25 protein-coding genes, 15 tRNA genes and 1 pseudogene are annotated in these 25601 nt (G+C 45.2%); 5 read left to right on the forward strand and 36 right to left on the reverse strand.

The window, feature by feature from the left end; all coding sequences use genetic code 11:
- Positions 1–25: 25 nt before the first annotated feature.
- The gene (locus NSS94_RS20170) at positions 26–1213 is read right to left on the reverse strand and encodes a M20 metallopeptidase family protein (RefSeq protein ID WP_341039994.1); all 1188 of its coding nucleotides are present in this window, start codon (positions 1211–1213) and stop codon (positions 26–28) included.
- Between the two features lie 263 nt (positions 1214–1476).
- Between NSS94_RS20170 and NSS94_RS20175 the strand changes: the two genes are divergently transcribed.
- Positions 1477–2790 carry a hypothetical protein gene (locus NSS94_RS20175; protein WP_029518181.1) on the forward strand — a complete coding sequence of 438 codons (1314 nt, stop codon included), beginning with the start codon at positions 1477–1479 and terminating at the stop codon, positions 2788–2790.
- A 172-nt stretch (positions 2791–2962) separates the two neighbouring features.
- Here NSS94_RS20175 and NSS94_RS20180 read toward each other — a convergent pair whose 3' ends face one another.
- From NSS94_RS20180 to NSS94_RS20190, 3 genes and pseudogenes are all read right to left on the reverse strand, one after another.
- Entirely contained in the window at positions 2963–3442 is a 480-nt protein-coding gene (locus tag NSS94_RS20180) for a DinB family protein (protein ID WP_069012594.1), read from the reverse strand.
- 292 nt (positions 3443–3734) lie between these two features.
- The gene (locus tag NSS94_RS20185) at positions 3735–4523 is read right to left on the reverse strand and encodes a TrmH family RNA methyltransferase (protein ID WP_069012593.1); all 789 of its coding nucleotides are present in this window, start codon (positions 4521–4523) and stop codon (positions 3735–3737) included.
- 77 nt (positions 4524–4600) lie between these two features.
- A pseudogene (locus NSS94_RS20190) lies at positions 4601–5266 on the reverse strand (potassium channel family protein); the annotation flags it as partial.
- Between the two features lie 160 nt (positions 5267–5426).
- Here NSS94_RS20190 and NSS94_RS20195 point away from each other — a divergent pair.
- Positions 5427–5660, forward strand: a complete 234-nt coding sequence (locus NSS94_RS20195) for a small acid-soluble spore protein SspI (RefSeq protein ID WP_016819939.1) — start codon at positions 5427–5429, stop codon at positions 5658–5660.
- 151 nt (positions 5661–5811) lie between these two features.
- Here the strand turns inward: NSS94_RS20195 and NSS94_RS20200 are convergent, their stop codons facing one another.
- From NSS94_RS20200 to NSS94_RS20210, 3 genes are all read right to left on the reverse strand, one after another.
- Positions 5812–7392: a peptide chain release factor 3 gene (locus NSS94_RS20200; RefSeq protein ID WP_029518174.1), complete on the reverse strand. Its 1581-nt coding sequence runs from the start codon at positions 7390–7392 to the stop codon at positions 5812–5814.
- A gap of 308 nt (positions 7393–7700) precedes the next feature.
- A complete protein-coding gene (gene zwf / locus NSS94_RS20205; protein WP_029518173.1) occupies positions 7701–9257 on the reverse strand; it encodes a glucose-6-phosphate dehydrogenase in 1557 nt (518 codons plus the stop codon).
- Positions 9258–9444: 187 nt separating this feature from the next.
- Positions 9445–10209, reverse strand: coding sequence for a YwmB family TATA-box binding protein (locus tag NSS94_RS20210; RefSeq protein ID WP_341039995.1), 765 nt, complete (start codon positions 10207–10209; stop codon positions 9445–9447).
- A 249-nt stretch (positions 10210–10458) separates the two neighbouring features.
- Between NSS94_RS20210 and NSS94_RS20215 the strand changes: the two genes are divergently transcribed.
- Complete coding sequence (locus tag NSS94_RS20215) at positions 10459–10923, forward strand: hypothetical protein (RefSeq protein ID WP_029518171.1); 465 nt, start codon at positions 10459–10461, stop codon at positions 10921–10923.
- A gap of 75 nt (positions 10924–10998) precedes the next feature.
- On the opposite strand, the gene NSS94_RS20220 is transcribed toward NSS94_RS20215, so the two are convergent.
- The 14 genes from NSS94_RS20220 to NSS94_RS20285 all read right to left on the reverse strand — a co-directional run bounded on the left by NSS94_RS20220 (position 10999) and on the right by NSS94_RS20285 (position 22842).
- Positions 10999–11649, reverse strand: coding sequence for a response regulator (locus NSS94_RS20220; RefSeq protein ID WP_013372995.1), 651 nt, complete (start codon positions 11647–11649; stop codon positions 10999–11001).
- Positions 11627–12706 (reverse strand): sensor histidine kinase, encoded by a 1080-nt coding sequence (locus NSS94_RS20225; RefSeq protein WP_029518169.1) that lies wholly within the window; start codon positions 12704–12706, stop codon positions 11627–11629. Before NSS94_RS20225 ends, NSS94_RS20220 begins: the two co-directional genes overlap by 23 nt.
- Before the next feature lie 16 nt (positions 12707–12722).
- Entirely contained in the window at positions 12723–13370 is a 648-nt protein-coding gene (liaF, locus tag NSS94_RS20230; protein WP_029518168.1) for a cell wall-active antibiotics response protein LiaF, read from the reverse strand.
- A gap of 149 nt (positions 13371–13519) precedes the next feature.
- Positions 13520–14224, reverse strand: coding sequence for a PspA/IM30 family protein (locus NSS94_RS20235; RefSeq protein ID WP_013311895.1), 705 nt, complete (start codon positions 14222–14224; stop codon positions 13520–13522).
- On the reverse strand, positions 14224–14712 hold the full coding sequence (locus tag NSS94_RS20240) for a PspC domain-containing protein (RefSeq protein WP_029518167.1): 489 nt from the start codon (positions 14710–14712) through the stop codon (positions 14224–14226). The genes NSS94_RS20235 and NSS94_RS20240 overlap by 1 nt, the downstream gene beginning before the upstream one ends.
- Positions 14713–14719: 7 nt before the next feature.
- Positions 14720–15391, reverse strand: a complete 672-nt coding sequence (locus tag NSS94_RS20245) for a PspA/IM30 family protein (protein WP_013311897.1) — start codon at positions 15389–15391, stop codon at positions 14720–14722.
- Positions 15392–15475: 84 nt separating this feature from the next.
- Positions 15476–15787 carry a LiaF transmembrane domain-containing protein gene (locus NSS94_RS20250; protein WP_013311898.1) on the reverse strand — a complete coding sequence of 104 codons (312 nt, stop codon included), beginning with the start codon at positions 15785–15787 and terminating at the stop codon, positions 15476–15478.
- Between the two features lie 127 nt (positions 15788–15914).
- On the reverse strand, positions 15915–17165 hold the full coding sequence (locus NSS94_RS20255) for an MFS transporter (protein ID WP_275041147.1): 1251 nt from the start codon (positions 17163–17165) through the stop codon (positions 15915–15917).
- 129 nt (positions 17166–17294) lie between these two features.
- The gene (locus NSS94_RS20260) at positions 17295–17846 is read right to left on the reverse strand and encodes a TetR/AcrR family transcriptional regulator (RefSeq protein ID WP_029518165.1); all 552 of its coding nucleotides are present in this window, start codon (positions 17844–17846) and stop codon (positions 17295–17297) included.
- 384 nt (positions 17847–18230) lie between these two features.
- Positions 18231–18470 (reverse strand): NifU family protein, encoded by a 240-nt coding sequence (locus tag NSS94_RS20265; RefSeq protein ID WP_013373004.1) that lies wholly within the window; start codon positions 18468–18470, stop codon positions 18231–18233.
- 321 nt (positions 18471–18791) lie between these two features.
- On the reverse strand, positions 18792–20189 hold the full coding sequence (gene sufB, locus NSS94_RS20270) for a Fe-S cluster assembly protein SufB (RefSeq protein ID WP_341039996.1): 1398 nt from the start codon (positions 20187–20189) through the stop codon (positions 18792–18794).
- Between the two features lie 43 nt (positions 20190–20232).
- Positions 20233–21540 (reverse strand): Fe-S cluster assembly protein SufD, encoded by a 1308-nt coding sequence (gene sufD / locus NSS94_RS20275; protein WP_445671536.1) that lies wholly within the window; start codon positions 21538–21540, stop codon positions 20233–20235.
- A gap of 23 nt (positions 21541–21563) precedes the next feature.
- Complete coding sequence (gene sufC / locus NSS94_RS20280) at positions 21564–22340, reverse strand: Fe-S cluster assembly ATPase SufC (protein WP_029518161.1); 777 nt, start codon at positions 22338–22340, stop codon at positions 21564–21566.
- A complete protein-coding gene (locus NSS94_RS20285) occupies positions 22321–22842 on the reverse strand; it encodes a MarR family transcriptional regulator (protein WP_029518160.1) in 522 nt (173 codons plus the stop codon). Before NSS94_RS20285 ends, sufC begins: the two co-directional genes overlap by 20 nt.
- Positions 22843–23132: 290 nt before the next feature.
- Between NSS94_RS20285 and NSS94_RS20290 the strand changes: the two genes are divergently transcribed.
- Together NSS94_RS20290 and NSS94_RS20295 are read left to right on the forward strand one after the other, a co-directional pair.
- Positions 23133–23276 carry a hypothetical protein gene (locus NSS94_RS20290; protein WP_161627025.1) on the forward strand — a complete coding sequence of 48 codons (144 nt, stop codon included), beginning with the start codon at positions 23133–23135 and terminating at the stop codon, positions 23274–23276.
- 679 nt (positions 23277–23955) lie between these two features.
- A complete protein-coding gene (locus NSS94_RS20295; protein ID WP_258012605.1) occupies positions 23956–24084 on the forward strand; it encodes a hypothetical protein in 129 nt (42 codons plus the stop codon).
- 44 nt (positions 24085–24128) lie between these two features.
- Here the strand turns inward: NSS94_RS20295 and NSS94_RS20300 are convergent.
- From NSS94_RS20300 to NSS94_RS20370, 15 genes are all read right to left on the reverse strand, one after another.
- A tRNA-Leu gene (locus tag NSS94_RS20300) sits at positions 24129–24207 on the reverse strand.
- An 11-nt stretch (positions 24208–24218) separates the two neighbouring features.
- Positions 24219–24293 (reverse strand) — tRNA-Cys (locus tag NSS94_RS20305).
- 12 nt (positions 24294–24305) lie between these two features.
- A tRNA-Gly gene (locus NSS94_RS20310) sits at positions 24306–24377 on the reverse strand.
- 7 nt (positions 24378–24384) lie between these two features.
- Positions 24385–24459: transfer RNA gene (locus NSS94_RS20315), tRNA-Gln, on the reverse strand.
- A 10-nt stretch (positions 24460–24469) separates the two neighbouring features.
- Positions 24470–24542 (reverse strand) — tRNA-His (locus tag NSS94_RS20320).
- A 17-nt stretch (positions 24543–24559) separates the two neighbouring features.
- Positions 24560–24633 (reverse strand) — tRNA-Trp (locus NSS94_RS20325).
- A gap of 7 nt (positions 24634–24640) precedes the next feature.
- A tRNA-Tyr gene (locus tag NSS94_RS20330) sits at positions 24641–24726 on the reverse strand.
- A 5-nt stretch (positions 24727–24731) separates the two neighbouring features.
- Positions 24732–24807, reverse strand: a tRNA-Thr gene (locus NSS94_RS20335).
- Between the two features lie 22 nt (positions 24808–24829).
- A tRNA-Phe gene (locus NSS94_RS20340) sits at positions 24830–24902 on the reverse strand.
- A gap of 37 nt (positions 24903–24939) precedes the next feature.
- Positions 24940–25016 (reverse strand) — tRNA-Asp (locus tag NSS94_RS20345).
- Between the two features lie 15 nt (positions 25017–25031).
- Positions 25032–25108: transfer RNA gene (locus NSS94_RS20350), tRNA-Met, on the reverse strand.
- Between the two features lie 29 nt (positions 25109–25137).
- Positions 25138–25210: transfer RNA gene (locus NSS94_RS20355), tRNA-Val, on the reverse strand.
- A 68-nt stretch (positions 25211–25278) separates the two neighbouring features.
- Positions 25279–25350: transfer RNA gene (locus tag NSS94_RS20360), tRNA-Glu, on the reverse strand.
- 17 nt (positions 25351–25367) lie between these two features.
- Positions 25368–25459, reverse strand: a tRNA-Ser gene (locus NSS94_RS20365).
- A 3-nt stretch (positions 25460–25462) separates the two neighbouring features.
- Positions 25463–25538: transfer RNA gene (locus NSS94_RS20370), tRNA-Asn, on the reverse strand.
- Positions 25539–25601: the final 63 nt, after the last annotated feature.

Below are 25601 nucleotides of genomic sequence, written 5' to 3' on the forward strand. Positions count from 1 at the left end.
AATTCCTCCTGGTTTTGTTGAGATATTATCTATTACTTTCAAGCCAATCTCTGGCGAAAGCAGCGTAAGCCGCAGCCCCTTTGTACAGCACCTCATCCGAGAACATCGTCTTTGGATGGTGCACAGGGTAACCATAGCCTTCCTCGGTATTGCCTGCGTTAAGAAATACTGAGGTACTTGGCACCGCTTGTGAGACAAATGCGAAGTCTTCCGATCCCATTAATTTCCCGCCGGGTATCAATTGGGTTATACCGATTAAGGAACTGGCGCCAAAAGTGTTTGCAATCGTAGTTCTCATTTGACGGTTAAGCCCGCTGTCCGTTTTCACCTCAGGACATCCCCTGGTATAGATCACATCCACCTTTGCCTGAAAAGTTTCTCCGATACCTGCAGAAATGTCGTGGATACGGGTTTCCATTTTGTCCCGCAATGCGGCGTTAAATGTGCGTACGCTTCCTTTCATTCTGGCCGTATCGGGAATCACGTTGTTTGTACTTCCGCCTTCCATCACGCCAATGGTAAGGACGGCACTCTCAACTGGCGGAATTTCACGGCTGAGAATACCCTGCAGCGCCAGATGAAGATGAGCAGCCACATTTAACGGATCAACCGCGGCACTCGGCATTGCTCCATGTGCACCCCTTCCGCGGATGATGATTTCGAACCAATCAGAGGAAGCTGAGATAGCTCCACCGGCCTCAGGCACTACAAATTGCCCGATAGGAATTGGCATTCCGGTCAACACATGAAGCATCATGGCTGCATCCACCTTAGGATTATCAAGAATCCCATTCTCAAGCATCATCTTTGCCCCGTGCAGAGTCTCTTCACCCGGCTGAAACATAAGCTTAACCGTCCCGCGAAGCTGCTCTTCGTTGGCCTTCAGGATCTCCGCAGCTCCGAGCAGCATGGAAGTATGCAAGTCATGACCGCATGCATGCATGTTTCCGTTCAACGACGCAAAAGAAAGCTCCGTTTCTTCTTGAATGGGCAGCCCATCCATATCCGCACGGATAAGGATCACCTTCCCGGCATGTTGTCCGCCGATCGTAACCATTAGACCTGACTCTCCTACGGGAGTAGGCTCAAGCCCCATCGACTCCAACACCTCTTTTACGTAGGCAGTTGTCCTCGGCAAACTTAAATCAAGTTCCGGAACCGCATGAAGATGATGCCTGTGCTTGACCAATTTGTCCTGCAGCTGATGGGCCATACTCAAAAAACCTCCAGCTTCTTCAATCACAATAAACATCTCCCAAAGCACAAATTGAATGAACGTAAGAACAGAGTAAACATTCCCCCCTTCATATTTTAAGACTTTTTGAGAACACTTTTATCGTACTTTTAAATCCATTCGCTGTCAAGAGAAAATAAGACATTTTAAGAACATTATTTTAGAGGCTGCCGGAACATTGAAATATCACATTTATTGTGATATAACTCTTTTGATTGAACTGTTTATGAAAGGAATCTATCATGAAAATCAAGCTGGGTATTATCACGCCTGAGACCCATATGGACTATTTCCGCGCCATTGAAGAAGAAATGCGGCCCTTATGTCAGTTCAGGTTTCTTACAATCAGTAACTTCCGGGAAACAACAGACATCTATCTCAAAAACTTAGATTCGGTGGATGGATTTGTGATCAGTGGCAGGATGCTTTACGAGTCAATCGATAAGGAATGCCTGGATGAAAAAGTACCTGTTCACATTTTGCAGGATGATGAAAACCTGCTTTACAGGGAACTTTTCCGGCTGCTGGTTACAGAACCTGGGCTTGATATATCCCGGATCTATGTGGATTATGCGTATATAATCAAGTCTTTCAGCGAATTCCAGCAATACCTGACTCATGAGGGAAAGCCCATTGACAGCGGTGATCTGCTCGAACGGGTGGAGACAATGCTGGAGAACCATATCACTCTATGGGAAGACAAGAAAATAGACTTGTCCATCACCGCGTTCGGCCACTTTGTTCCAGAACTCAAAAAGCACGGAGTCAGATATATCTTAATCCGGCCCACTTTGGAAAACGTTAAAGAGACCATAAGAGAGATCATCAACGAGATTACTATCCTCAAGCTTAAGAGTCAGAGGGCAGTTGTCGCATGCTTATCGACCAGAACGGCGGATCCGCTATCTGAAGAGCAGCTTCATGAGCTAAAGGTCCTTGTCGGCAGGTTTCTGCGCAGCGTGAATCTGGCAGACACGGCCCAAATTTCGGAAGGCTTTGTCAGACTATACACCACCTACGGAAATTTCATGAAAATCACCACTAACGCGCATAACTGCACCCTACTGGAGTATCTGGAAGAGCGCATAAGCGACAAGGTGAAGATCGGGTGGGGCTCGGGACATGAATATTTTCAAGCTAACATTAACGCCACCAAAGCTCACAGACAGGCGGAAGCCTTTACGGGCAGCTGCAGCTTTTTTATAAACGAGGATCAGAAGGTTATCGGCCCAATGCGGAGCATGAATGTCATACAGTTCTCTGAACAGGGGGACCCGGAAATCATCGCGTTAGCCAAAACTATCGGAATAAACAACATCAACTTGCAAAAAATCATGTCTTATGCAGAAATCATGAGAACAAATAAATTATCCTCTGAGGATGTTGCTGGGTGCCTGTCCATGACCGTCAGAGGTGCAAACCGTATCCTTAACAAAATTGAAGAAAGTAAATACGTACAAACGGTATTTGAAAAACGAGACAACAGTAAAGGGCGACCCAAAAAATACTACGAACTGTTGTTTCTTGACAAAGAAGGGCGCAAATTAAGCAGATGACACTCATTGTTACGTTTGCCATTTCGACTTTAAATTAATGGCAAAAAAGGCACATTTTCAAAACTGAAAACGTGCCTTTTTTTTGAGCTTGATTTACCAAGCCAAATCACTTCCTGGCCGGACGACCAGCTCTGCATATGCTGCCCCCTCATCTGGGAACAACCTAAAAACATTATTTAACTCGAATTTGTTTCTTTAACAACATGATTTGTCCGATATGATATGCATTATGAATACTTAAATTAGAAACAACTCCCCACCAAGGAGCATTAAAATATTCTGGAAGTTGTTTTGTGAGCTTTGATTCATCTGTTTCTTCTAAAATAACTCTCCAATTGCTAAATACATTCTCAAGTCTATTTAATGTTTCCTTCCAGCCTAAATCATTCAATTGATCTTGAGTCAAAGAAAATGTCTCATCATTGTTAATAGCATTATTTAATATAAATTCTCCTGCCTTAAAACGCTCAAGCCATGTTTCATTCCAATAAATAAGATGATTCACTATGGACCATATGGTTTGTTTATTGTCATTCTCAGTAACTGCTTCCGTTGCTGTTAGATCATCCAGTATATCCGCAAGAGGAATGAACCAACTCTTATCGTTATAACATGCAGTTAATTGATCTATTAAAATTGATTTATAGGTCATCAAATGCTCCTCATCTCTTAATCGATTTAGGGTTCTTTCGGATAACGTTCCTATATTCACGACTCAGCGAATGCCGGACCCAGGACGAAAGTCCGCAGCATGAATATTATGTTAGATGTAACAGCCTACTTTGAATTACCTTCAGTCGTTCTTACAAAAAAAGAACACCAAGCCACTTCTACTTGGGTTTTCGGGGACATTGACTGTCTCATTTAGATGGTATAAACAGTCTCATTTAATAATATAATTAGTCTCAATTGATGTTATAAACCACAGCCCCATGTTCACTCTCTTAGTTTCGTTGTCTCATGGCCTCAAATAACAGCACCGTAGAAGCCATCGCCGCGTTCAGTGATTCCGCTTGCCCCTGCATCGGAATGAATACCGACTCATCCACCATGCGCGCGGTAGCATCAGAAATACCTTGGCCTTCATTCCCAATCACAAGCCAAGTGGAAACACGCAAATCTATGGCATAGCATGACAAGCTCGCATCCAACGAGGTGCTGAGCAAGCGGGCACCTTTACTTTTGGCCTGCGGCAAAAGCTCCTCCAGACTGCCTTCAATCACCGGCAGGTGAAACAACGATCCCATCGTGGAGCGGATCGTTTTGGGATTGTACAGGTCGGCACAGCCATGACCCAATATTACGCCTGCGGCTCCAGCAGCGTCCGCGCTGCGGATGATGGTGCCTACATTGCCGGGGTCCTGCACCCCGTCCAGCACCATTACCAGTGCATCCGGCTGCTCCAGCAATGCCTGGAATGCGCTGCGCTCCTCCTTACGCACGATGGCAAAGACCGACTGCGGCGTCTTCGTATCGGTGCATTTTGCAATGACCGCCGCTGACACGGGAACCCATTCCACCGGCTGGTCTGCTGGATCCAGGCCATTCAGCTCGGCGGGAATGCCCTTGTCCAAATCATAGGCGACGGTTTCGACAGCCGCGTCCGAACGCAGCGCTTCCTGCACCAGATGAATACCCTCGACAATATATTTATGCTGCCGTGTGCGATGCTTTTTCTCCAGCAGTTGCGCCCACTCTTTTACACGCGCATTATTCGGTGAAATGATTTCCATTCGTTTAACCTTCCGTTTCTTTGTCCGTTTCAATAAAAATAAATGATGTATCACTTGCACTTGAACACAAGCCCTCATTAGGCTGCAAATGCCAGCTCCAGCTTGGTCAGGTCATCCTTGTGGCCCACAATGACCAGTACATCACCCGGCTCCAGACGATCCTCGGCATAAGGTGAAATGTTCATTTCCTGATTTCTGCGAATCGCCATCACATTGCAGCCGAAGCGTGCACGTATGTCTAACTCTTTCAGGTTTTTTCCAATCATGGAATCGGCGGCTCTCATCTCCAAAATACTGTAGTCCTTGGACAGCTCGATATAATCCAAAATGTTGGGGGATGTCAAATGATGGGCTACCCGTAACCCCATATCCCGTTCAGGATAAACGACTTTATCTGCACCTATCTTTTGCAACACTTTTCCATGCAGCTCATTTTGTGCCTTGACCACAAGAGCTGGTACGCCCATGTCCTTGAGAATCAATGTCGTCAGAATACTGGCCTGTATATCTTCGCCAATCGCAACTACGATTACGTCAAAATTACGGATACCCAGCGCTCGCAGCGCTTCCTCATCCGTCGAGTCGGCAGACACCGCATGCGTCACAATATTCGACATTTCCTGTGTACGCTGCTCGTCCGAGTCAATAGCCAGCACATCAAAACCCATCTCACTCAGCGCACTGGCAACACTGGAACCAAAACGTCCCATGCCAATAACCGCATACTGTTTTTTTGCCATTCCTTCTTTACCTCCCGATCACCATACTGTCCGTCATAGTATAGCATATCATGCTACAAACATAAATTTTGACATACTTATGCCAAATGCTTCTCCATGTATACTGGACAACAGCCCAAGCCATAATACATACGATCACTACTACAACATACGGGAGGTACACATGCCCATTACAATGGATTTACGACAAGCAATTGTTCACAAAGTACACGGCAAATCAGAAGCTGATCTTACGGATATGATTATTGGGTCAGTGGACGGGCCTGAAGCCGCTCTGCCTGGATTGGGTGTCATTCTTGAAATCGCTTGGAAGCATATGAGCCCAAATCAACAGCACGATTTCGTCCATTTGGCACATGAACAAATCGATAAAATCAAACCCGTGCCTTTAACCTAGCTCTAGCTATTTAACTTTTTGTTCCAATTTAATTGTGCTCATTATTTTACCCGTATTCGAAAATGAAAATAGTCCACTCGCATTCACATCGAGTGGACTATTCGTTGTATACACTAAATGACTGAGATCAAACTGTTCTGCTTATTCAATCTTACGGAGCCATTTCTAGAAACTTAGCTGTCGGGTTTTTCTCCATAGCCGTACGCATGGCATACTCGTTTTCGAACAAGGCGACATAATTGCCCTTCTTATCCTTTACCAGCGTAGAGTTAATACGGAACTTGCTCGGGTCAATCTGCTCATCCACAATCCAACGTGCAAATTGGAATGGCATACGCTGAAGCTGTACATCAACTCCATACTCACCCTTCATGCGGTACTCAAATACTTCAAATTGCAGTTGGCCGACAACACCTAATAGTGTATCGTCAAAGCTTACCGTACGGAAAACCTGAATCATACCTTCCTCGGTCAACTGGTCAATACCCTTCAGATACTGTTTGTGCTTCAAGGCATTTTTCACCGTTACCTTGGCAAAAATCTCAGGCGAGAAGGTCGGCAATTCATCAAACACAACCTCGCTACCTTGGCTGAGTGAATCACCAATACGGAAAATACCCGGGTCAAACAATCCAATAATATCGCCAGGAAATGCCTCCTCGACAATATCACGGTCCTGTGCCAGGAACTGCTGTGGCTGAGACAGCTTAATCTCCTTGCCCATACGTACATGCTTAACACTCATCCCGCGTTGAAACTTACCAGACACAATACGCAAAAATGCAATACGGTCACGGTGAGCCGGGTTCATGTTCGCTTGAATTTTAAATACATAGCCGGTAAACTTTTCGTTTGTTGGCTCAATTTCCCCAGCTGTACTACGGCGTGGCTCCGGTTTAGGAGCAAGCTGAAGGAAGTTTTCCAAAAATGTTTGTACACCAAAATTATTAATCGCACTGCCGAAGAATACCGGTGTTAATTCTCCGCGCTGTACTTTCTCCATGTCAAAAGGGTCACCCGCGACATCAAGCAACTCCAAGTCTTGGCATAATTGGTCATGCAAATATTCGCCCGCCATCTCACGAATGATCGGATCATTGTAATCTTCCACTTTTTGTACTTTAATCGTGGAATGGTCATCTCCCTGAAACAGCTCGACCTGATTTTTGACACGGTCATAGACACCGCACAGCTCGCGTCCTGTACCAATCGGCCAATTCATAGGCACCGAACGGATGCCAAGTACCTGCTCCAACTCCTCCATCAAATCAAAAGGACTGCGTCCCTCACGATCCAGTTTGTTAATGAAGGTGAAAATCGGAATTCCACGCTTCGCACAAACTTGAAACAGCTTAATCGTTTGCGCTTCCACACCTTTCGCTACGTCAATCAGCATGACTGCACTATCTGCTGCTGTTAATGTACGATACGTGTCTTCACTGAAATCCTGGTGACCTGGCGTGTCCAGAATGTTGATGCGGTGACCATTATAATCAAATTGCATCACTGAGGATGTTACAGAGATCCCCCGCTGTTTTTCAATCTCCATCCAGTCACTCGTGGCGTGTTTGCTTGCTTTACGCGCTTTAACTGAACCAGCAAGACGAATCGCGCCCCCGAACAGCAGCAGCTTTTCCGTCAGTGTCGTTTTACCCGCATCCGGGTGAGAAATAATCGCAAACGTACGCCGTTTGTCGACTTCCTGTTGAAGTATATCTGTTGTTTTACTCATTTCACATATCCCTTCATGATCAAATCCATTGCATTCCTGCTCAAGCTATTCATAAAAAGGCCATGATGCACGCCTGTTTTCATAAAATCATCGGCTCTATCGGCTCATTGCCGTTAGCCCCATTATTCGGCGTACCCCGTTACCATATTCATTATAAATACGATCTATTTACATGTTTTAGCCTGCCTTTAACTTAATAATCAGTTGCAAACTGAAAACCTGAGACTAAGCTATTATAGCACACTCCGAACGCAAAGCATCCCCTTACGTCCTAAACAGGACATAGGGGGATGCAGGACAAAACGGGATTACTGAACGCCGCCTACTCGCCAGATGACATTATCTTCATCCTGACCGCTAACCGGCCACCACTTGAAGCCATCCTGCTCCAATAGCTTGTGAGCACCTTCCGGTCCCCATGAGCCTGCAGCATAGGTTTCCAGCGTATCCGGGGTCTGCTGCCATGCTTTGGCGATTCGATCGACGAATCCCCATGCCGTGGCAACCTCATCCCAACGCGTGAAGTACGTCGAATCACCCTCAATCGCATCCATCAGCAACCGTTCATAAGCCTCCGGTGAGTTGATACCCACCATACAGCTTTGGCAAAAATCCATAGCCAATGGCTCAATATCTGATTCCGAGCCAGGTTTCTTGGCATTAATTTTAATGTAAATGCCCTCCATTGGATTGACCCGAATTACGAGCAAGTTCGGTTCCAGCTTATGCTTTTGACCGAGGTACACGTTCGTTGGCATGCTCTTAAATTCCACAACAATCTCCGTTGTTTTTACAGGGAGACGTTTGCCCGTACGAATATAGAACGGTACGCCAGCCCAACGGAAATTATCAACAAACACGCGTGAAGCAAAATAAGTCTCTGTGTTTGACTGTGGATCAACCTTGTCTTCTTGGCGATATCCCGGCAACTGCTGACCGCGATAACTGCCTTCGATGTATTGACCACGCACCACATTGGTTTTCACATCGTCAGACGTTTCAAAAGGGCGCAGCGAACGCAGCACTTTCACCTTTTCATCACGGATATCCTCAGGCAACAAACGACTAGGTGGCTCCATCGCAATCATCGTTAGCATTTGCAGCATATGGTTCTGTCCCATATCCCGCAAGGCGCCGGAATGATCGTAGTAACCTCCGCGTTCCTCCACCCCTACCGTTTCACTAAGCGTAATTTGCACATTGGCAATATGCTTATTATTCCACAGTGGTTCAAAGAAGGCGTTCGCGAAGCGGATCACCTCAATATTTTGTACCATTTCCTTGCCAAGATAGTGATCAATCCGATAAATTTCTTCTTCGGCAAATACTTCTCGTATTTCAACGTTCAATTCTTGTGCAGATTCGAGGTTATAACCGAATGGCTTCTCAATGACAAGACGATTCCACCCTTTGCCATCCATCATGCCGCCATCTTTCAAACTCTTAGACACGCTTCCGAATAATTCAGGAGCCAAGGCCAAATAAAACAACCGATTTCCCGGTATGTTAAACTTGCTTTCTATAGACTCCGTCTGCTGTCTCAACTCATGGAACCCTTCGACATTGTTGATATCAAGCGATTTATATTCAAAATGCTCGGCAAATGCCTGCCAATCTTGATCATTTTCTGCTTTGTAGCGACTAAACTCCTGTATGGAAGCGTACAGGTCATTACGGAATTCTTCCTCTGTGCGAGGACGCCTTGCTACGCCAATAACGGCAAAATCCTCAGCAAGCTTGCCTTCGCGGTACAAGCTGTAAATAGCAGGAAAAAGCTTGCGACGAGCCAAATCGCCCGTAGCGCCAAAAATAAACAGAACTGCGCCTTGCGTCACAACAGATTCTTTAGCAGGTATGTCAGCCATGTAGTACCTCATTCTTCCCATGTCAAGATTCCGCAATCCACAATCCCCGAAATCCGCATGTAGTATTGTGTATATTTATACAAGATCATACTTGATTTTCGAAAAACATGGAACTAAAGATTTGATGATATTTTAGCATATCCTCCATGGATAAGCTATCCGATGAATCATCAATTTACCTTATAAGTCAGTATTCAATCGTGATGAGCGGAAAACCGAGCGTTATACGTGTATCCTGTTGCTCCTTATTTTCATGTACAGCCATCTGCATCTGGACCTGATGCTCACCGCTTTGAATCATTAACGGCAGCTCTGGAGCTTCATAGGATATAGCCACAGTAGTCGCATCCGTATATCTTTCTTTGGCCTGCATGGAGATGTTCCCTGTTAAGCTCGCTTCTGTCAGTTTCAACAGTTGATCTTTGGATTCCTTTGTATGCAGCGAACGCTGAAGGGCCGTGTTCCACTGCGCTTGAATCCCCATAGACTTTAATTGCTCAGCACAGAGTTTATGAAGCTGAATCAACTGCTCACGTCCTGCATCGTTGCTCTCCAGTTGAACGACTACATACCATTGCCCAGTTTGACGTTCCATTACATTTAAGCGGATTTTTAGATCCTCACTATTACGAACAGAACGATAAACCGTGTGTCCATTTTCCACGAGTTTGTTTACTGTGGGTATATTCAGCTGATCAGCTATCTGTGCCGCTACATCTGCCGGCTTTTCATGGTTAGAAATCCAATCGCCTTGCCACTTCACAACCAGCTTATCCAGCGTACCCGGGGCCTGGTCCGAGATGGTTAACAATGAGCGTAAAGCCGTTTCTGCCTCGCGGGAATCATATCGGTTTGTCTGAAGGGTTCCGTAACGCCAGCCAGCCAGTACCAGCACCGTTCCTAATACCAAAATCGTAATAATCCCTTTTCTAATCAACTCTGCTTTTAGCATTATCGTTCCTCCCGCTCCACACAACCATCCGATTCCCACACCTACGCTCTGGATACTTTCTTTTTCGGCTGGTTTGAAATCTATGAATCTATCAATAGCATTCCCGTTGTCAGAGGTTTTATACACACAGCAATACGGCAAAGCCCTTCTAAAATATTCATCTGCCTACTGGGTGTTCGACCATACATCGTAGGCACCATAAGAATAGACTATGATCACAATGCATCTTACACCAAAAGAGGTGAAATCATGTTTCCGATTTATCCTGTAAATGAAGCCAGTGTGGCACCTCATGGTGGACGTCTGGTCTGTGCCGTTATGCGTGATGGTACACGACACATCGGCATCTTAAGTGGGTGTAGCAAAGGCAAGCTGATGTTGAACGGATATCCACCCTCCTTTCCTGGCAGTCTCTATGCCGGGAGCTACAGTAACAAAGGAAAACAAACCCCTAAAAAGATTTCCTCTAAAAAGAAAAAAAGGAATCCTAAAAACAAAGTTCGTACCTCTGCCAAACTAAATGCCTTAATTAAGCCGCCCAATGCACCTTTGAGTCCATCCTTTCCTTATGACGCAGGCGGATTTGCTGGAAATGGCTATAGTAGTTATGGAAATGGCAGAGCAGGCTATCGCGGTGGGTACGGCGGATATGGATACGGTGCAGGGCTTGCACTAGATCTGGCTTTAATCGCCTTTTTATTCCTCCTGATCTAAACACCTTGTTATAGAACACAAAAAACCGGAGAACTATTATCGTCTCCGGTTCTTTGTATTCGTTTATTCTACATTCTACTCTGCTAATCCGTTCTTATAGGCATAGATCGCCGCCTGTGTACGGTCTTCCACTCCTAATTTAGCGAGAAGGTTCGTGACATGGAATTTTACCGTCTTAATCCCGATAATCAGCTCGTCTGCGATATCCTGATTAGACTTCCCTTGTGCCAACAGGCGAAGTACCTCCATCTCACGATCAGTCAGCTCCGTATGGGCGGGCGCTTCAGCCTGTGGCTGGCGGAATCGATTCATCATCTTGGAGGCCACCTGTGACTCTAGTACGGACTGTCCACGTGCAGCTGCACGGATCGCATCCGCTATTTCGGAAGCGCGAGACGTTTTAAGCAAATAGCTGAATGCCCCTGCCTCAATGACCGGATACATTTTCTCATCGTCTAAATAACTCGTCAGCACAATCACCTTTGTCTCTGGAAGCAGACGAGTTACTTGGCGTGTCGTTTCGATGCCATCCATGCCATCCATGACCAGATCCATCAAAATCACATTTGGCTTGTATTCGGAAGCCAACCGTATGCCTTCTTCTCCGCTTCCGGCCTCGCCGACCACTTCAATACCTTCTTCCGTCCCCAGCACCGCCGCAAGACCAATTCGTACCATTTCATGGTCGTCTACCAGCAGTACGCTAATCGGTAATTCCGTTTCCATGATCATCGTTCCTTCCGCTTTCATCATTAATAACTGGCACGGACACCTCAATCCGTGTACCTTTTCCCGGAGCCGTTATATACTGAATAGCCCCTCCAATTTCACTCACCCGCTCCTGCATGGTGGATAATCCATATGAAGTCTGCTTTTTCTCATCCAGTTCAAAACCAATACCGTTATCCCGAATCGTCAGCCTGATGGAATCCGGGCGTTGCACGATACGAATTTCCATGCGGGTTGCTTTGGCATGGCGCAATGTATTAGACATCGCTTCCTGAACAATACGAAACAAGTGGTTCTCAATGCCTTTAACCAACTGTACTCCGCTTTCAATCTCAAAATCAATCTCCATCGGTACCTTTGCCTGCAACTCCTGTACCAAATCACGCAACCCCTGCTCAAGCCTTTTCCCTTCCAGATAGACAGGCCGTAGATGAAGTAGTAACGCCCGCATTTCAGATTGTGCCACAGAAGACATTTCTTCAATTAGTGCAACTTGACGCTGTGCTTTATCAAAATCCTTATCCAGCGTCCTCCCCACAGCCGTCGCGGTCATTGAAATAGCAAATAATTGCTGTGATACGGCATCATGCAACTCTCTGGCCAGCCGCTGCCGCTCCTCCACAATCGCAGTCATCCGTGCCTGTTCCGCCAACTGAGCATTATCCGTGGATAAGCGTTGTAAAGACGTAACTTGTTCCTGCCATTTACGTCCAATCCGTTCCAGCTGCTCTCCCAGTCTACCAAGTTCATCATGCCCTAGGGGCGGCAACTCACGTGCAGGGGTTCCCTTTTCCCACATCAGCAACGTCTCTCTCAACATTTCCAGTCTGCTTTTAAAGCGGTAGCTCTCATAAAATCCGTACATTGCCCCTGTACCAATCAACACCAGTATAACGGCTCCTGCAACTTTCAATATCATTCCCCAGGTTGGAAACGACTTCACATATCCATATGTATACAGCATATAAAAGACAACTACGCCTACAACAACACACAGGAGGATACCTTCACCCATACTGCGGGTTACCATGTTGGACGCTTTTTTATGATTCATCCCGGCTCCTCCTGATTCAATAAAATCGGACGCGAACATCGCCCGCCAAGTACGAAACAACAAACTTCACTTTATACTCACTCTGCTCAAAATGGGGAGACTTCCAAACTAGTCGATTGAGCATCCCCGCCTCATGGTCCCGGTCGAACTGAATCTGTCCGAACAATATGAACATCTCCACCTCTACACCGTAATTATCCGGTAGGGTGATGTCAATATCACCGAAGATCCCCTGCAAAAATATGACGGGCTCACGTTCCTCTGGAAGAGCCAACGTCAGGTCGGCATCCACGTCCCCAACCACATGCCATATGCTTGTGCTGCGCAGGCTCCAAGGCACTTCATCCCATTTATGATTGGATATAAAATTGTGCTTGAATATGGAGCTTTGACCTTTATGCAGCTTCCTTGAACGTGAATAGAATATAGCTAATGATGCTAGTGTAACTACAACAAACAGGAACAAATGATCCAGCACTAACAATCCAGCACCAATCGCGAGCATCGTGTAACCCTTTTTGATTTTGGAATTGCGGATCTTATATATTCCGGCCAACATTAGGATCAGTGCAACCACGGAGAGGAACCCAATCCACTGACCGAATAAAATGATAATTCCGATGCCAATCCCTGCCAGTGCCAAGGCTGATTTTCTTCTCTCCATGCTGCACCCCCTTTTTGTTTATACAGGACGGAAAAGCCATAGTGGCGCAACATTCCGCCATATGGCTTTCCTGAACCATACAGATTAGGCACGATCATCGACCAATGTCCATTCCATACAGCATATCATAATGTCTTGTTTCCGAGTAGTCAGTCCTTCTTCATATCGACTGGTTTAACACCTGTCTGAATTTTGGACTTAAGCTGTTGAAGCTGCTCATCCACTTTAAACTGTTTTTCAGCCTCAGCCGGATTAACATATGCTTCTCCTGGAGCTTGACGGTAAGGAGCACGCAGTACGTCAGCTTCAGCTTCCATTTGCATAATTTTTTCTTCCATACGGTGGAAGCCCAATGAAGCAGACCCACTTTCAATCGTATGCAAACTATTGATTTGAGACATTTGCTTTTTGGCTTTCGCCATTTGAGCACGGGATACTAACTCATTGCGCTTGTTGCGCATTTTATAGAACTCATCTTTCATGTCGTGAAGCTGTTGTACTAATTCTTTTGCTTGAAGCTCAGCTTGTGTATGCAAGTCGCGGTATTCGTCCTGCTTTTGCACAAAATAAATCTTCTCTCCCAACAGCTTGCGCGCTACTTCTTCCTGACCATTTCGCAATGCGGATTCGGCTTGCTTCTCACGCTCATTGGATACACGTACCGCTTCCTCTAAACGCTGTTTCATACGTCGTTCATTCGCCATTTGCTTGGCAACCGTTACCTCAGCCTCGTGAATTTCCGCCTCCATATCGCGCAGATATTGATTCAACATAATAATCGGATCTTCCACTTTATCCAACACTTCATTCACCGATGCTCTTGTCATATCCTTCATTCTTTTAAAGATCCCCATTATTTACGATCTCCCTTCTCAAATTGCTCTACTTTTTTGCGTAACTCTGCCAATTCTTTTTTCATTGCCTTTTTCTCAATATCTTCCATCATGGAATCCAAGTCATTGTTCTGACCTGTGTTAAATTTGGATGAGTTGCGGGCATCTTGACCAAAAAACGGGTTCGAATTGCCATATGCACCGCCCTGGTTGTAACCAGTTCCCTGCCCATACTGCGATCTTGTATTGTTACTGCCATAATAGCGTGGATCCTGTTGATGGTAGGGCCCGCTGTCAGGGCCAAATCCTCCATCGAAAGGAGATCTCGGCTCCTTGGAGATAACCAGTGCCGCAATCACATAAATCATAAATGTGGTTCCTGCTGTAATAAAGAAACTGATCACAACCAGAATACGAATCCATGTTGAGTCCATTCCTGTTGCGTCAGAAAGACCGCCACATACACCTGTTATTACTCTATCCCGGCTTGATCTGTAAATTCGGGTCATTATCAAATTACTCCTTCCCGCTGTTGTTCAGCTTGCTTTTCAGTCTCGCCCACTCTTGTTCGAGCAGCGATCCACCGCCTTGGGCATCCTGTGCATGGTCGCCCTCACCCCGACGTAAATCACGCAGACTCATCGTTTCTGCTTCCATATCGGCTACCCGGTCTTCCAAGCGGTTGAACATTCGGGGAACATTTCGTCCACCGTATGTACCAGCCCGTTCGTTCATTTGCTGCTGGAGTCTCAACGTCTGTACACGTGCCGCATAATACTGACGCTTGCTGTGTACCGTTTGATATTCTGTCTTTAACGTATCTAGCTGTTGTTCTAGCTCACGTAGTGATTCACGGCTCTGCTCCCACAATTCTCTATACTGCTCTTCTTTTTCTGCATATAGCATTTTCTCCTGTAGGGCCAGCTTCGCAATATGTTCTTCATCAGCTTTCAAAGCCAGTAGCGCCTGTTCCTCCCGTTTGGTCTGCATGGACAATGCATGATCCAACTGCTGCTTCATCTGTCTTGTATGCATCGCATACTGTTGATGGAGTTTTTCCGCTTCGGCAATTTCCTGGCGGGTATTATACAAGAACTGGTCAATCAGTTGCACTGGGTCTTGGCTTTGTTCCAAATGCTCATTGAAGGTCGCTACCGTAATATCGCGCATTCTTCGAAAAACACTCATTTGCATCTGCTCCTTTCACAATTCGTATCCCCATAATTAAAACTTTGTTACTGCAATATTTCTTCATTCGCTAAACTGCTAAAATCAGTAACGTCTTCTGCGGTCACTCAGCAGGGAAACACCAAATATAATCAACCCGATTGCCAGTAGTGGTCCCAGAAGCCAGGACAGTTTGCCGAGCAAAATCAGTACCCCAAGTACAAGTACGATCCAGCCGAAGAGCGCATTTCCTTTTTTCACACCGTAGTAGCCTAGCATAACCATAGCTATCGGAATTAAGTAACCAATCAGATGTCCTAAAAAGTGACCGAAAAACGGAGTAAACTTACCGAGCAGCATAATCGAACCCAACACGATCAGTACAATGGCTAACCCATTCCCTTTGTTAACTCTCATCATCTCTCACCGCCTTTCACTGTGTCTTGCTTATGTCCTTATTGTACGCTGAACAAGCGTTTGACAAAACGGACCCCAGACGGTTTTTGAACCTAGACCTAAGTCGGGGATGAGTATAGACCTGCGGCTATCCTCCTCTATGCTGTTCTGCTGCACGGGCTATCGAATGTTGCTCACCCGCTTGCTTGGAACGTAGTGAAAGGACGAGACAAGCCAGTAACGCTATAGCTGCAACCATATAAGGCAGATTAATATGAACATCGAACAACAGTCCTGCAATTAATGGTCCAATCACATTACCCAAGCTGGTATAGGATGAGTTCATGCCTGCCACAAAGCCTTGCTCATCTCCGGCCTGCCGCGATAGAGAAGTACTTACTGCCGGGCGAAGGATATCCATAGCCAGAAAAATGATGAAGGTCGTCAGCATAATCATCATGTACTGTTCAGCAAATAGGGTTAGGAAGATGAACAGGCCCCCAATAGCCAAGCAGAGATGAATTACTTTTTTCTCTCCAAAACGATTAATGATCCATCCAAATATAGTTGCTTGGACAACTGCTCCCAAAATGGAGCCTGTCGTTATGATGATGGCAATATCCATCGGTGTGAAACCATATTTATGGTCAACAAACAGTCCAAATACGGTTTCGAAGTTCGCTAACCCAAAAGCAACGACAAATACAATGAGTAAACCCATGAAATATGGAGATTGATATGACTTGGCAAATTGCTGCAAAAGATTTTCTTTTTGACGTGGAAGCTCTCTATTATATTGTTGCTTTTCCTTGCTTAAAGACTCAGGCAGCACTAACAGAGACAAGATAGCTGCTATTCCCGCAGCTCCAGCTGCCGCAAAGAAGGGAATGCGTATTCCATATGTGGCAAGCAATCCGCCAATCCCTGGCCCGATTATGAAGCCTGTGTTGATCGCCGCATTGATCATGCCCATTCCCTTGCCTCTTTCTTCGAACGAGGTCACGTCAGCGACATAGGCCATTATAGAAGGAGTCAGCAACGCTGCCCCTGCTCCACCCATGATTCGTGCTATGAACAGGGTAGGAATGGAATGAGCCAGTCCAAAAACAAGCTCTGATAACATGAAGATGAACATCCCAGAAACAATCAATTTTTTACGTCCATAACGATCAGACAACTTTCCTGACAATGGTGATAATAAAAGCTGAGTCAACGCAAAAGCTGCAACCATCAGTCCCATCGAAGAACCATTCATCCCTAGCTCACTTATAAATTTAGGTAATACAGGGACAACTAAGCCGATCCCCATGAATGCCAAAAAAATGTTAAGCATCAATAACAGCATTGCTCCTCGATTTCTTGTGAGTATAGACATATTACCACCCTTCCTTTTCCGTATCTCTTTATTCGATATCAGGTAAACTTCATTATCCCTTTTCAAAAAACAATTGAAACTAAAAATGTTTTCTTAGTTTTCATATAAAAAAGTGGCCTCTTCAAATATGCAGCATATTGTTGAGGCTATTTTTTAATTTTCGACCAAACCGAACAACAAAATATCTACAATAGAATAAGTAGCTTCCTCTACCGTCACACTGTTATCCAGAAAGAAACGCTGATCAAGCGTTAAATTTACAGATTCAATAATAAGCTTCATGATCAGAGCCTCATTTTTGTTCACAATAATTCCTTCTCGGATGCCTTCCTGAATTAATGTTCTAATCGGAGACCAATCATTTAAATCGGCATGTACCCTTTTCCATTGTTCAGGATAATACTTTTTCATCTGGTCCAATATTCTTAAATCGTAAAACTTATAATACAGAGGCATGACCCTAATCGACTGCTTAATCTTGTCTAACAAAGATAACTCATTATTTTGGATAATCTGCTCAGTTTTTCGAATCATATCATCATTTGTACGCTCAATAAGTGTTTCTAAAATAAGCGTCTTAGACGAAAAGTTTTCATACAACGTACGCTTGCTAATAGCGAGTCTTTTCGCAAGATCATCCATCGTAAATTTCAATCCATTTTCATGAACTTCATCTACAAAAGCCTCCAAAATTCTTTCCTGCATATTCGCCCTCATTTCTTTCGCGCTCGGTAAACTAGAAAAGTTTTTTCAGTACCATCATCTTACGATAAGATCAAAGCGCTGGTCAAATCCATGTTAACCTTGTTGCCAAAATCATGAATATATAATAAAAGGATGATAAAATGCCTTTAAGCATTTTATCATCCTTTTGTGTATACCGACGAGAGGACTTGAACCTCTACGGTTTCCCACTCGATACCGAATACAATCTTGATAATACCTTGTTTAATGAAGGGGGATAAGCGTTGCTCGTCGATTTCGACCCGCAAGGTAATCTGTCGATGTACTTTGGTATTGAGCAGCGGGATCAACTTCCGTGGCTATGGTCTGCGACAGGACTAACTCAGTTGCTCAGTATCAAGGAATTTAGAATACTTGTACAACTTCTTTAATATCATCAATTTCCTCAAGAATTGCGCGCTCAATAGCAACCTTTAACGTAATCGTAGCACTTGGGCAACCATTGCAAGCTCCCAAAAATCTTAATTTTGCTATACCGTTCTCAACTTCGACCAGTTCAGCATCTCCACCGTCACGCAGTAAGAAAGGACGTAGTTTGAGAAGAACTTCCGATACTTCATCGAATAAAACTCCATTTTCATCCATCATGCCAACTCCTCCCATTGTTTTACCAACCGTCAATTCAGACCTTTTTTCACCCTAGATCGTCTGAGTGATCCTTGGTTTTTTGCCTAAGAGTGACCTCTTGATCCGAAAGTTCCCTTATAAGCGTATGAATAGAGTCTAAAGGTATCATCACACCGCAACTTGCGCTCAATCCTGACAGCATATTGAGGCAGAACTGAAGTTTTCGTATCTCTCGCGTAATTTGAGCTAGTTCTGAATCGTCCGAATTATTTTTCTTCATTACTAGCACCTCGCACTTCTTTAAAGAATGATAAAGGTTTGATCTATTAAATTAATGAATCAACCGATGCTTCCTTCCATCTCAAATTGAATCAACCGATTCATTTCAACGGCATATTCCATTGGCAATTCTTTGGTAAACGGTTCAATAAAGCCCATTACAATCATTTGTGTAGCATCTTGTTCTGTAAGCCCGCGGCTCATTAAGTAAAACAATTGTTCCTCGGACACTTTGGATACTGTTGCCTCGTGCTCCAAAGTAATCTGATCGTTTTTAATTTCATTGTACGGAATCGTATCTGATGTTGACATGTGGTCCAATATCAACGTATCGCACTTAATATTGGACTTGGACCCTGCGGAATCGCGGCTGAAGCTGGACAACCCTCGGTAGTTTACTTTTCCGCCCTGCTTGCTGATGGATTTGGATATAATCGTAGATGTTGTCTCGGGAGCAAGGTGAATTACCTTCGCGCCAGCATCTTGATGCTGATCTTTACCGGCTACGGCAATAGACAGGATGGACCCCTTGGCTCCCCGTCCTTTCAATAATACTGCCGGATACTTCATTGTTACCTTGGAGCCGATGTTGCCGTCCACCCATTCCATTGTGGCATTTTCTTCTGCCACAGCCCTTTGGGTTACCAAGTTGTAGATATTAGGAGCCCAATTCTGAATGGTCGTGTAACGGACACGGGAATCTTTCCGGCAAATAATTTCAATAACTCCACTATGCAGAGAACTGGTACTATAAATAGGTGCTGTACATCCTTCAACATAATGGACAAAGCTGCCCTCTTCGGCAATAATTAATGTCCGCTCGAATTGACCCATATTTTCAGAATTAATACGGAAATAACCTTGTATAGGTACCTCGCACTGAACACCCTTCGGAATGTATACAAAGCTACCGCCTGACCAAACCGCACTATTAAGCGCCGCAAATTTATTGTCGGCGGGAGGGATGATCGTCCCAAAATGTTGCTTAAACACTTCGGGGTATTGCTTTAATGCACTATCCGTATCAAGGAAAATAACGCCCTGATCCTCCAGCTCTTTCCGCATGCTGTGATAAACTACTTCCGACTCATATTGAGCGGATACGCCCGCCAGGAACTTTTGCTCCGCTTCAGGGATTCCCAGCTTGTCAAAGGTTGCTTTGATCTCGGAAGGAACCTCCTCCCAGGTCTTTCCCTGTTTTTCAGAAGGGCGAACGTAATACTGGATGTCATCAAGATTTAGCTCGGTCAAATCCGCTCCCCATTCAGGCATCGGCATTTTGTAGAATTGATTCAAAGCTTTCAACCGAAAATTGAGCATCCACTCCGGCTCTTCCTTGATTCGGGAAATTTCCCGGACAATCTCTTCCGTCAGACCTTTTCCAGATTGAAAAATAGACTGGTGCTTGTCGCGAAACCCATATTTATATTCGCCCATATCTGGTGCTTTTTTAGCCATTGGTATCACTCCTTTTTAACCTTTCAAGATTCATTTTGATTTGCTATGATCTGCCGAGCTTGCTTTCCACTAAATCTTTTAGGCGACTGCGAACACCTTCCAGCGGGATCTCCGAAATGACAGGAGCGAGAAATCCGAAAATAACAAGATGTTCGGCTTCACTCCGTGATATCCCGCGCGACATCAGATAATAGATTTGCTCTGCATTTACTTGCCCCACGGATGCAGCATGACCCGCGGTTACATCATCCTCATCTATCAGCAGGATCGGATTGGCATCGCCGCGAGCTTTAGGACTTAACATAAGCACGCGTTCTGTTTGCTGACCATCACAATGGGTTGCACCTTTTTCAATCTTTGTAATGCCGTTGATAATGGCCGTAGCTTCTTCAAGCATGACTGCACGCGTAATCATCTGGCTTACCGAGCTTCTGCCAAAATGCTGAGCTTGAGTTGTATAGCTCGATTTTTGATTGCCCGTGCCAATAGCAATCACCTTATTGTCGGAGACCGCCCCGTTGCCTTGTAGCAAAGTCTTGGTATCGCTCACGGTATAACCATTGTTCATCTCACCGATAATCCATTCCACACCCCCATCAGCAAGAACGACCGCCCGTCGCTGGGTGAAATCTGTTGTAGTTACAGCAAGCTGATGAACCGAAGCTACTTGCACCTTTGAGCCCGCCCCCGCGAAGACCTCCGTCACACCGTTATGCAATACCTTGACATCATCACCACTCGATACACAATTATCCACATAAGTGATCTTGCTGTTGCTCCCTGCCACAATTAAGACGTGAGGAGCAAAACACACACCGCTTGTATCGTTAAGAAAGATCGCTTGAATAGGTGCTTCAACCTCTACACCGTCTGGGACATATAGAAAAACGCCACCACTCCATAAGGCACTGTGTGCAGCAGATAAACGATGTTCTTCTGGCTTTACTGCCTGAAAGAGATAACGTTGAACCAGCTCCTCATGCTCTTTTGCCGCAGTATGCAGATCCGTTAAAATGACTCCCTGGGCGGCTAAGCTCTCGGACAATTTCGTATACACTACATCCGAGTTGAACTGAACGATTAGTCCGCCTTTCACCGGAGAAGCAACCAAACCTCGAACAACCTCCGGCGCTTCCTCCAAACTAGACCACGCATTCTCTGCTTTGTAATCTCCACTTTCGTAGATATCCCATTTTTCAAGATTGATTTTCTCCACTTTAGGCAACTCCAGCGTCCCTGCCAGTTCGAGTGCATGAACGCGGCGTTCAATCAGCCAACGAGGTTCATCCTTAGCGCTTGACCATGCGCGTAAATCGTCCACATCCATTGAAACTCTAGCTTGTATATCCACGTGCTGTTCCTCCTCTCCGGCTTTTAAGCATCCCTTACCGTCTCATCCGTAATCCCAAGTTCCTCCTTCACCCAATCGTACCCTTCAGCCTCCAAACGGTGGGCAAGCTCCGGACCGCCAGATTTAACTATCCGGCCTTGCATCATGACATGCACAAAATCCGGGGTAATATAATTCAACAGTCGTTGATAATGGGTGATGATTAAAAAGCCTCTATCCGGGCTGCGCATCTCATTTACGCCATTGGCCACAATACGCAGTGCATCAATATCAAGCCCTGAGTCCACTTCATCCAGGATCACAAACTTGGGTTCAAGTAGCATCATTTGCAAAATCTCATTCCGCTTTTTTTCACCGCCAGAGAATCCCTCATTCAAATAACGATGCACAAATTCCGGATTCATCTCCAGCCCCTTCATTTTGCTCTCCATTTCACGGATAAAACGGATTAAGGATATCTCATCGCCTTCTTCACGCCGTGCATTGATGGCACTTCTGAGAAAATCCGAGTTGGTCACGCCAGCAATTTCACTTGGGTATTGCATTGCGAGGAACAAGCCTGCCTGGGCACGCTCATCCACCTCCATCTCCAGAAGGTCTTCATTGTCCAATGTCACCTTACCGCCAGTAACCTCATATTTGGGATGGCCCATTAAAGCTGAAGCCAATGTACTTTTTCCCGTCCCATTAGGCCCCATAATCGCATGAATCTCTCCGCCATGAATCTCCAGTGTGAGCCCTTTTAAAATTTCTTTCCCTTCAATCTTGGATCTTAATTCCTCAATCTTTAATGTCGTCATTTATCGTAAACTTCCCTTCGGAGTATTCTTCGGCACGCGCCACCAAATCACTCATAAATTTTCCAATAGTCTGCAGCTCAACCTCTGAATAGGATTCAATGAATTGGTAAAACCTTTCTTCTTTTTCTTTGTGCATTTCTTTATGCAAATGATAAACGTGTCTTCCCTTATCCGTTAAACTAAAGTAAATCTCCTTACGATTGCTGTTCAGTTGACTTCTCATAATGAAGCCCATTTCCAGCAGCTTTGCACTAATTTTAGTAATGCTAGCTTTGGACAACCCCATCTTCTCCACAATCCCGGTATGATTTATCGGTTCATAATCACCAATGCAATCAATAACGTGCACACTAGTAATATTGTTGGAAAGCATGTCAATCTGGTACTTTCTGGCCTGTTGCCGAAACGAGTTAAATTCTTGTTCAGTATACAGTTCATTCAGATGTAGCATTTTAATATATTGCTCGTAAAGATGACCTTTAAAATGATTTTGAAACTCCAATTTCCCAATCTCCCCTCTCTTGTAGTAGTTGCAGACCAAGTTCAGTGTCTCCATTAGATTTTTTTGTTCACTAGTAAACAAAATTATATTAACACAATTGATATTGATAATCAATATCAATTGTGTTGAATGTGACGTAATTTTGAAGTCGCATTTCACGGGTTTGTTGTCATTGTCATAGGCCTCATGCTGTGTTTTTACTAGGGCACGTCCCGGAAATAGTTTTAAATACCTCTGATCAATCCTGCTTTGCGGGGGTTGAACAATGGAACCAATTCGGCAGCATCCGGATGGATCTGGTAACCGAAGCCAAGTCCAATACCGTTGCCTATGAACGTCATGGTACACCTGCCACAGACTGGGGTCGCTACCGTAAAAAGAGGACGAAGGTGGTGCTTGGCCGAGCTGTTTTAAAGCTGTATCGCCGCGTTTGAGTACGCTATCGTGAGCATGTATGGCAATGAATAATCCGTCAGTTACCTGTGTCTGGATATGTTATGGGGCCAAAGAGTAACCAAAAACTGTGGTTTTTGCTGGTGAATCCGAACAGGCGATGCTCCATTCTAGCCAGCACCGATCTGACACTGGAGGCGACCTAGATCATCGAACTTTATACCGCCCGGTTCAAAAACAAATGTACCTTCTGGGCGCTAAAGCAATCCATCGGCGGATTCAGCTACCACTTTTGTAGCAAATCCATTCCGAAGCTCAACCGGTATTTGAAAAAGGATCGGGTTCACCCTCTGGAGTTGTTGGAAGAGGAGAAAGCGTAACGGGACATCCGCCTAACTGTAAAGATGAGAATGGTAAACGATAACCAAAATGGATCCCTACGGGGCTTAAGATAAAAGGAACCAAGAAAAGAGCCGAAATCTTGCTTCAGGAAGCCAGGAAGAATTATCATATGGAAGGACAAGCACTCGCGGTTGAAAACGAAGATATGCTGTAAGAGTAAAAGCGGCTACTCTATCCGGTAATCTGCCACTGGTGGACACGTTCTATGAGCTTCTGATTCGTATGTAGGAATAACAGGAATCCTATCGCTTATCTTCTGACAATTCTTATTGTCTTGAATACCTGGAGTATATTTATGTAGATGTATTAGGGGTAAGCATGAAAGAAGTTCAGGAATGGTTAGGCCACAGCGATTATGCAACAACGGCAAATATTTATTCGCATTTGGAATACAACTCAAAGGTGTCTTCAGCTCAAGCAATGAGTGGGGTACTAAAGCTCAAATAAAAAAAGCTCACTAGAGAATGTCTCTAATGAACTCTTTTAGTTAATACCGGCGAGAGGACTCGAACCTCCACGGTTTCCCACTCGATTTTGAGTCGAGCGCGTCTGCCATTCCGCCACGCCGGCGTATTCAATTATGGAGGCGCCACCCAGATTTGAACTGGGGAATAAAGCTTTTGCAGAGCTTTGCCTTACCACTTGGCTATGGCGCCAGAGTGTAACAAAGCGGACGACGGGAATCGAACCCGCGACCCTCGCCTTGGCAAGGCGATGCTCTACCGCTGAGCCACGTCCGCATAAAGATGGCTGGGGATATAGGATTTGAACCTATGCATGACGGAGTCAAAGTCCGTTGCCTTACCGCTTGGCTAATCCCCAATAAGTAAAGGGCGGCCGATGGGGCTTGAACCCACGAATGCCGGAGTCACAGTCCGGTGCGTTAACCACTTCGCCACGACCGCCGCAAGTAATGAATAATTGGCAGGGGCAGCAGGAATTGAACCCACACCAACGGTTTTGGAGACCGTTGTTCTACCTTTAAACTATGCCCCTATAAAACTGGTGGAGGATGATGGATTCGAACCACCGAACCCGTAAGGGAGCAGATTTACAGTCTGATGCGTTTGGCCACTTCGCTAATCCTCCAAAAATGGTGCCGGCGAGAGGACTTGAACCCCCAACCTACTGATTACAAGTCAGTTGCTCTACCAGTTGAGCTACACCGGCACATAAAATATTCAATTAAAAGTGGCTCGGGACGGAATCGAACCGCCGACACGAGGATTTTCAGTCCTCTGCTCTACCGACTGAGCTACCGAGCCTTATAATAAGGCTCTTCATTACACGTTATAATACTAATGGCGGAACTGACGGGATTCGAACCCGCGATCTCCTGCGTGACAGGCAGGCATGTTAGGCCTCTACACCACAGTTCCATAATAATTTTTAATTGGTTGCGGGGGCAGGATTTGAACCTGCGACCTTCGGGTTATGAGCCCGACGAGCTACCGAACTGCTCCACCCCGCGACAATAATAAATATTAAATTTTCAAATGATGGAGGCTGAGGGGCTCGAACCCCCGACCCTCTGCTTGTAAGGCAGATGCTCTCCCAGCTGAGCTAAGCCTCCACACCGAAACACTTTTCATATTATACCATAATAAAATTTTTATTGCAAGTTTTTTTATGATATTTTTATGACCCGTAGGGGATTCGAACCCCTGTTACCTCCGTGAAAGGGAGGTGTCTTAACCCCTTGACCAACGGGCCATGCTACAAATGAATTATGGCGGAGAGAGAGGGATTCGAACCCTCGAGACGCTTTTGGCGCCTACACGATTTCCAATCGTGCTCCTTCGGCCAACTCGGACACCTCTCCATATGGCTCCCCGAACAGGACTCGAACCTGTGACAACTCGATTAACAGTCGAGTGCTCTACCAACTGAGCTATCAGGGAATATTAAGCATTTGTTTCAAGGTTACACCCTGAAAACTGGATCCGAAACTCATTGCGCTTTAT

It is taken from the genome of Paenibacillus sp. FSL L8-0644, from assembly GCF_038008165.1.
Taxonomy (GTDB): Bacteria; Bacillota; Bacilli; order Paenibacillales; family Paenibacillaceae; genus Paenibacillus; species Paenibacillus polymyxa_D.

Coding starts and splice junctions, on each gene's coding strand:
- NSS94_RS20170 (WP_341039994.1), bottom strand. CDS start 1,213: ATGGCCCATCAGCTGCAGGACAAATTGGTCAAGCACAGGCATCATCTT.
- NSS94_RS20175 (WP_029518181.1), top strand. CDS start 1,477: ATGAAAATCAAGCTGGGTATTATCACGCCTGAGACCCATATGGACTAT.
- NSS94_RS20180 (WP_069012594.1), bottom strand. CDS start 3,442: ATGACCTATAAATCAATTTTAATAGATCAATTAACTGCATGTTATAAC.
- NSS94_RS20185 (WP_069012593.1), bottom strand. CDS start 4,523: ATGGAAATCATTTCACCGAATAATGCGCGTGTAAAAGAGTGGGCGCAA.
- NSS94_RS20195 (WP_016819939.1), top strand. CDS start 5,427: ATGCCCATTACAATGGATTTACGACAAGCAATTGTTCACAAAGTACAC.
- NSS94_RS20200 (WP_029518174.1), bottom strand. CDS start 7,392: ATGAGTAAAACAACAGATATACTTCAACAGGAAGTCGACAAACGGCGT.
- zwf (WP_029518173.1), bottom strand. CDS start 9,257: ATGGCTGACATACCTGCTAAAGAATCTGTTGTGACGCAAGGCGCAGTT.
- NSS94_RS20210 (WP_341039995.1), bottom strand. CDS start 10,209: ATGCTAAAAGCAGAGTTGATTAGAAAAGGGATTATTACGATTTTGGTA.
- NSS94_RS20215 (WP_029518171.1), top strand. CDS start 10,459: ATGTTTCCGATTTATCCTGTAAATGAAGCCAGTGTGGCACCTCATGGT.
- NSS94_RS20220 (WP_013372995.1), bottom strand. CDS start 11,649: ATGGAAACGGAATTACCGATTAGCGTACTGCTGGTAGACGACCATGAA.
- NSS94_RS20225 (WP_029518169.1), bottom strand. CDS start 12,706: ATGAATCATAAAAAAGCGTCCAACATGGTAACCCGCAGTATGGGTGAA.
- liaF (WP_029518168.1), bottom strand. CDS start 13,370: ATGGAGAGAAGAAAATCAGCCTTGGCACTGGCAGGGATTGGCATCGGA.
- NSS94_RS20235 (WP_013311895.1), bottom strand. CDS start 14,224: ATGGGGATCTTTAAAAGAATGAAGGATATGACAAGAGCATCGGTGAAT.
- NSS94_RS20240 (WP_029518167.1), bottom strand. CDS start 14,712: ATGACCCGAATTTACAGATCAAGCCGGGATAGAGTAATAACAGGTGTA.
- NSS94_RS20245 (WP_013311897.1), bottom strand. CDS start 15,391: ATGAGTGTTTTTCGAAGAATGCGCGATATTACGGTAGCGACCTTCAAT.
- NSS94_RS20250 (WP_013311898.1), bottom strand. CDS start 15,787: ATGAGAGTTAACAAAGGGAATGGGTTAGCCATTGTACTGATCGTGTTG.
- NSS94_RS20260 (WP_029518165.1), bottom strand. CDS start 17,846: ATGCAGGAAAGAATTTTGGAGGCTTTTGTAGATGAAGTTCATGAAAAT.
- NSS94_RS20265 (WP_013373004.1), bottom strand. CDS start 18,470: ATGGATGAAAATGGAGTTTTATTCGATGAAGTATCGGAAGTTCTTCTC.
- sufB (WP_341039996.1), bottom strand. CDS start 20,189: ATGGCTAAAAAAGCACCAGATATGGGCGAATATAAATATGGGTTTCGC.
- sufC (WP_029518161.1), bottom strand. CDS start 22,340: ATGACGACATTAAAGATTGAGGAATTAAGATCCAAGATTGAAGGGAAA.
- NSS94_RS20290 (WP_161627025.1), top strand. CDS start 23,133: ATGGATCTGGTAACCGAAGCCAAGTCCAATACCGTTGCCTATGAACGT.
- NSS94_RS20295 (WP_258012605.1), top strand. CDS start 23,956: ATGAAAGAAGTTCAGGAATGGTTAGGCCACAGCGATTATGCAACAACG.